The sequence below is a fragment of the Streptomyces hainanensis genome (assembly GCF_004348415.1).
GTDB classification, from domain to species: domain Bacteria; phylum Actinomycetota; class Actinomycetes; order Streptomycetales; family Streptomycetaceae; genus Streptomyces; species Streptomyces hainanensis.
In genome coordinates, this window is record NZ_SMKI01000502.1 from 1 (window position 1) to 5,370 (window position 5,370).

General features: G+C 68.8%; 6 protein-coding genes and 1 pseudogene. 5 read left to right on the forward strand and 2 right to left on the reverse strand.

Features of this window, described 5'->3' with window-relative positions; all coding sequences use genetic code 11:
• A partial coding sequence (locus E1283_RS31135; protein WP_132821522.1) for a helix-turn-helix transcriptional regulator occupies window positions 1–390 on the forward strand: 390 nt, incomplete at its 5' end.
• Here the strand turns inward: E1283_RS31135 and E1283_RS37645 are convergent.
• Window positions 378–542, reverse strand: a complete 165-nt coding sequence (locus E1283_RS37645; protein ID WP_165956310.1) for a hypothetical protein — start codon at window positions 540–542, stop codon at window positions 378–380. The genes E1283_RS31135 and E1283_RS37645 overlap by 13 nt on opposite strands.
• 1,108 nt (window positions 543–1,650) lie before the next feature.
• Here E1283_RS37645 and E1283_RS31140 point away from each other — a divergent pair.
• The 4 genes from E1283_RS31140 (at window position 1,651) to E1283_RS31155 (ending at window position 5,213) form a co-directional block, all read left to right on the forward strand.
• Window positions 1,651–2,889: a helix-turn-helix domain-containing protein gene (locus E1283_RS31140; RefSeq protein ID WP_132821523.1), complete on the forward strand. Its 1,239-nt coding sequence runs from the start codon at window positions 1,651–1,653 to the stop codon at window positions 2,887–2,889.
• Window positions 2,890–2,897: 8 nt separating this feature from the next.
• Window positions 2,898–3,377: a hypothetical protein gene (locus E1283_RS31145; protein WP_132821524.1), complete on the forward strand. Its 480-nt coding sequence runs from the start codon at window positions 2,898–2,900 to the stop codon at window positions 3,375–3,377.
• Window positions 3,378–3,502: 125 nt separating this feature from the next.
• A complete protein-coding gene (locus E1283_RS31150; protein WP_425086260.1) occupies window positions 3,503–4,396 on the forward strand; it encodes a radical SAM/SPASM domain-containing protein in 894 nt (297 codons plus the stop codon).
• A 7-nt stretch (window positions 4,397–4,403) separates the two neighbouring features.
• Window positions 4,404–5,213 carry a protein kinase gene (locus E1283_RS31155; RefSeq protein WP_132821526.1) on the forward strand — a complete coding sequence of 270 codons (810 nt, stop codon included), beginning with the start codon at window positions 4,404–4,406 and terminating at the stop codon, window positions 5,211–5,213.
• Between the two features lie 31 nt (window positions 5,214–5,244).
• On the opposite strand, the pseudogene E1283_RS39215 reads toward E1283_RS31155, so the two are convergent.
• A pseudogene (locus E1283_RS39215) lies at window positions 5,245–5,370 on the reverse strand (MerR family transcriptional regulator); the annotation flags it as partial.

The window sequence follows — 5,370 nt, forward strand, 5'->3', positions numbered from 1 at the left end:
TACCGGGTCTCCCGCTTCGTCTCGGTCACGCCGACCGAGGAGCGCTTCGCGCGGGACGAGTCCTTCGACCTCCCCACCTTCTGGACGGCCCAGGCCGCCGCCTTCGCCCGCTCCCTCCTCCGCGCCGAGGTCCGCCTCCGCCTCACCCCGGCGGGCGCCCGCGCCCTCCCCCGCGTCACCGACCGCGAGGCCGCGACCGAGGCCCTGGCCACGGCCTCCCCACCCGACGCGGCCGGCTGGATCACGACGACCCTGGCGGTGGAGTCGGAGGAGGTCGCATACTCGCAGCTGCTGTCCCTCGGCCCCGAGACGGTCGTCCTCACGCCGCCCTCCCTCCGGGACGCGTTGGCCGCGGCGGCGCGGCGAATGGTGACGCACTACGACTCGTGACCGCGGAGTTCGCCCGCGTCCCGGGTCAGGCACCCGGCATCCGCCGTCCACTCCCAGCCGCCGCCGTCCACCGGCCGCAGATGCGCCTCGGCCCGCACGACCAGGCCCGTCCGGTCAGCCACGTACTCCAGCACGGCCGCCAGGCGGCCCACGCGTCCAGCCTGATCGGTGACACGCTCGCCCATGAGCTCGTGCGTTCCCCAGCGAAGGGTGACGCCGTTCCGGTCAGCGCACACGGACGCCCCCGCTCCGCCGAGGCCGCGGTTCCGCCATCAGACACTCCAGCAGGGCTCCCCCATGCGTGGTCGGGGTCCGGTCCAGTTGCAGCCGGGTGAGCCAGTGGCGCCCGCACCGGGCCCGACGCCCGTCCGCCACGGTCAGGTCGGGCGCCGGCAGTTTGCTGTTCCCACCGTCACCGACACAGAAGAAACCACGTGTCCTCCGGAGATCCGTCGGCCAAGTGGTTGACGTGCCGGGCGGAACCAGGAACTCGACCGTGTTCCGTGCCGGCACCTCCAGCACCGGTCCGATCGCCGCGACGTGGTGGGGGAGTTGGGAGAGAACCGCCAGACCGACCGGACGAGGGACCCGGACCGTGTCCCACGCACGCCCCGCAGGCACGGGCACCGCACGACGCCACGGCCAGGACGCCAGCACGTCCTCTCTCCGGGCCCCGGCCGCCACCACCCACGCCACGGCCGCCGCCAGTTCGGCACCGACCGGAACGGCCGGCGGACAGCCGTCACAGACTCGCACCGCCCAACCCAGGCATCCACTGCGGGTGAGCGTGTAGGCGTGGCCCCCCGGACGCAGTCCGTCCGTGGCTCCGCAGCGCGCGCACTCGTCACCATCGAGCCGCCGCGTTATCCCGGCCGTGACATCGCCGAGCCGCAGGAAGCAGGACAACAGATCGGGCGTGCTCGTCGCGGTGTTCAGGAAGGGCACGGGCGCGGGAAGAGAAGGCTCAGCCACGGGAGGCCCCCGTCCGGCTCGGCAACACCAACACTCGGTGGCCGGGTCCGAAGAGCCGCTTCTCGAGTACAGCTCCGATACCTCGGTTGCTGAGCGGATTCCAAGCGGGGAGCGGTGTGATCGCCATGCGTATCTCCCGATTGACAGCGGGTAGTCCGCTGAGGCAACCGCAGTTCGTCTCGGCCCAGCCAGCGACCACCCCGGCGCCGCATACGGATATGCGGCCAGCGCATATCCATGGCCGGAATCCGGACAACGCGTTGTACCAATGCATGGAGGCGGTGACGTATGAACTGGTCTACGCGGTCGATCCGCGAGGCATCCAGGAACGGTGACTATGGACGAGTTGTGCGCTTGGCCCGCACCGATGCCCGCTTGTCTCAACGGCAACTCGGCGATGCCAGCGGGCTCAGCCAGTCGGCCATCTCCCGGCTGGAGAGTCGCGGGGCCGCGTCGTACGACATGGCGGTGCTGGCCAGGGTGGCCAGCCATCTCCGCATCCCTCTGGGGATTGTCGGCCTAGCAGAGCGAGTACAGGTGTCCGGTCCCATGGAACGGCGGAACTTCCTCACCGCGGCCGCCGCAACCGCGGCCGCCCCGGTCATCTCCTCCATCGCACCCGACCGGCACACAGACGACAGCCAGACCGCCCCTGTCCGTATGGCCACGACGGCCTACCGGCGCCTCGACGGAGTTACACCCGCGCGACAGCTGATCGAACCCGTTCGGGCACACCTACAGTTGGTACAGAATCTCGCACAGGGAGAAGAAGACGACCGACAGCGTGCACGGCTCGCAGCAGCCGGCAGTGAGGCCGCAAGCCTCGCCGGGTGGTTGTCCTGGGACATGGGCGACCTCGGGTCGGCACGCACCTGGTACGGCACATCGATCACCGCCGCCCGGCGCGCTGGCGATCACCTGCTGACGGCCTACCAGATCGGTAGCATGGCCCAGCTTGAGGCGCACACCGGAAACGGTGCTCAGGCATTGGCCCTCGTCACCACTGCGCGTCGGCAGCTCGACTCTCCCATGGCCGTGGCCGACGCCTGGCTTCTCACGATCGAAGCCCTGGCTCATGCCGCCATTGGTGCTGCGGCCGCCGCCGACCGCGCCCTCAACGCGGCCGGAGACGCCACGGATCACCTCGCCGATGAGGCCCCACCTCCTTGGCCATGGGTGTTCCCGTTCAACCAGGCCAAGGTCGCCGCCGCCCGCCTGTCGTGCGGCGTCCGACTCGGCCTTACCGAATGGATTTCCACAGCACAGGACGCCACCGATCCGGTGCTCACCTCGGGACACGAGAAACAACGTGCCCTTCTCCTGCTCGACATCGCCCACGGCCATCTCGCGGCTGGCCGACTCGATGGCGCGTTCGCAATGGCCCGCACGGCCCTGGAGACCGGGCTCCGTTACCGTTCCGGACGCACCGTCGAACGTGCCCGCACTCTACGCCGTGCCTACAAGTCACGAACTCCACCGCGCGTCGTGCGTGAGTTCGACGAGCTGCTGCACGACGCCCATCTGTAAGGAGAAACATGCGTCTAGGCATCACCGGGCACCGTGGCCTGGCCGACAAGCTGGGGAATCAGGTTCGCGAGGCGATCCGCGCTGAACTCTTCCGGTATTCCCAGGGCGAGTTGGTGGGTGTCTCGTGCATCGCGGACGGCCCGGACGCATGGTTCGCGCGTGCCGTGCTCGACCTCGGCGGTCGGATAGAAGTGGTGATCCCCGCCGACGCTTATCGTGCTGGCCTGCCGGAATGGCATCACGCCGAGTACGACGCCCTCTTGACCGCGGCGGCCAAGGTCCACCGCACGGGACTTGCGGAATCCGACTCTCAGGCACATATGGCAGGTAGTGAAATCCTCGTCGGGCTCGTCGACCGCCTCGTCGCGGTCTGGGACGGCCAACCGGCCCGAGGGTACGGCGGAACGGCCGACGTGGTCGCATACGCCCACCGCACCGGCGTCCCGGTGCGCGTGCTCTGGCCCGAAGGCGCTACCCGAGACACCTGACCTGTTCCCAACGGGATTACTCGGCCCTGTCGGGCCGTCTCCAGGAGGTGGCCGTGAAGACAATCGATAGGACTGCCACACGTTTCCTCTGGCTGGACCTGACGCGAAAGTGCCAGCTGAGCTGCGTGCACTGCTACAACGCCTCAGGTCCGGACGGCGACCATGGCGCCATGAGCCGCGAGGACTGGGGCAACCTGCTTGACCAAGCCGCCGGCTGCGGTGTCAGACACGTCCAACTCATCGGCGGAGAACCGACCATGCACCCGCACGCGGCCGAACTGGTGGACCGCGCACTGACCATCGGCCTGGCGGTCGAGGTGTACAGCAACCTGGTGCACGTCGCCGACGCGTGGTGGCGCCTGCTCCGGCGGCCGGGTGTCGCGCTCGCGACCTCGTACTACTCCGACCAGGCCGCCGAGCACAACGCGATGACCCGCCGGCCGAGCCACGCGCGGACCCGGGCGAACATCGAGAAGGCGGTCCGCCTGGGAATCCCGTTGCGGGTCGGCATCGTCGCGGCCGACGAGGGCCAGCGAGTGGGCGATGCACGAGCAGAGCTGCGGAGCCTCGGGGTAAGAACGATCGGCGTGGATCACGTCCGCCCCTTCGGACGCGGAGCCGGGGAACGGGTGTCTGACCCGAGCGAACTTTGCGGTCGGTGCGGGGACGGCAGGGCCGCCATCGGGCCGGACGGCGCTGTCGCGCCCTGCGTCTTCGCCGACTGGCTGGCTGTCGGCAACGTCCGCGAGACCCCTTTGGCCACCATCCTCGACAGTGGCGCCATGGCTGCGGCGAATGCGACCATCCGCAGGGCCGTTCTTGCTGGACACTCCCCTCCGGTGCGGGATTGCGGTCCGGACAACTGCGGTCCGAAGCAGAGGTGCTATCCCGATCAAACCCCCTGTTACCCTGCTCAGACCCCGTGTTACCCAAAGGGTGACTTCCCCCCGGCGTGCCATCCCGATGATCAGGAGTGCAAACCGGGGACTCCGCTGTCCGTCTGTGATCCAAGAAGGTGAGGAATTCATGCCAGTTGATCTCACCCCGGAGATCGAGGCATTGATTCAACCGTATACGGGGAAGTCGAAGACCATCCGCCCTACCAGCTCACGCGGTTACAGTTCGGATATCACGACTCTGATCGAGGGCGAGGCAGGGTCGTTCTTCATCAAGGCCATGCGCAATCAGCCCGGTGGGGGGCGCGACTCCCTCATGCGGGAGAAGGCAATCAACCCTTTCGTACGCTCCGTATCTCCGCCACTGCTGTGGACGGCCGAGAACGGTGAATGGATCATTCTGGGCTTCCAAACCCTGGACTGTCGATCGTCTAGCTTCGCCCCCGGTTCGTCAGACCTGCCGACAGTGGTGGATCTCCTCAACCGCGTGGCAGGCCTGAGCCTCCCTGAGGTCGCCCGAGGATGGGTGGAGACCCGGTGGGATCGGTTCGCCCCTGAAGAGGAAGGGAAGCTGTTCCGGGGGGACGTCCTGCTCCACACGGACATCAACGGGAACAATCTCGTGCTCGGGAAACAGGGCTCGTGGATCGTGGACTGGGCGTGGCCCAGCAGAGGGGCAGCATTCATCGATCCGGCGACTCTCGTCGTGCAGTTGGTGGCGGCGGGGCACAGCCCGGAGGCCGCCGAGTCCTGGGCGACCGGCTGCAAGGCGTGGGTGAACGCGGATCCACAGGCGATCGACGCCTTCGCCGCCGCACAGGTGCGGATGTACTGGCAGTTCGCGTTCCGCCGGCCCGAGGAGACATGGCTCAGGGCGGTGGCCGAGGCGGCGGAGGCCTGGGCCAATCACCGGGGAGTCACCGTGATGCCGATCCGGTAGGGACTTCCGCTGCGGCGGTCGCGGTGCTCCGTCATCGCGTGTCGCGCAGCCGCCGGAGGTAGGTCGCGGTGAGCGCGACGGCGGGGTCGGCGTCCGCCGACAGGTCGGCGAGGGCGTGGGAGGTCGTGGGGCCCGGGATGTCGGCGAGGGCCTGGGT

Excerpts from the sequence above, each read along its gene's own strand:
- E1283_RS31140 (WP_132821523.1), top strand. The coding sequence starts at position 1,651 with ATGAACTGGTCTACGCGGTCGATCCGCGAGGCATCCAGGAACGGTGAC.
- E1283_RS31155 (WP_132821526.1), top strand. The coding sequence starts at position 4,404 with ATGCCAGTTGATCTCACCCCGGAGATCGAGGCATTGATTCAACCGTAT.
- E1283_RS31145 (WP_132821524.1), top strand. The coding sequence starts at position 2,898 with ATGCGTCTAGGCATCACCGGGCACCGTGGCCTGGCCGACAAGCTGGGG.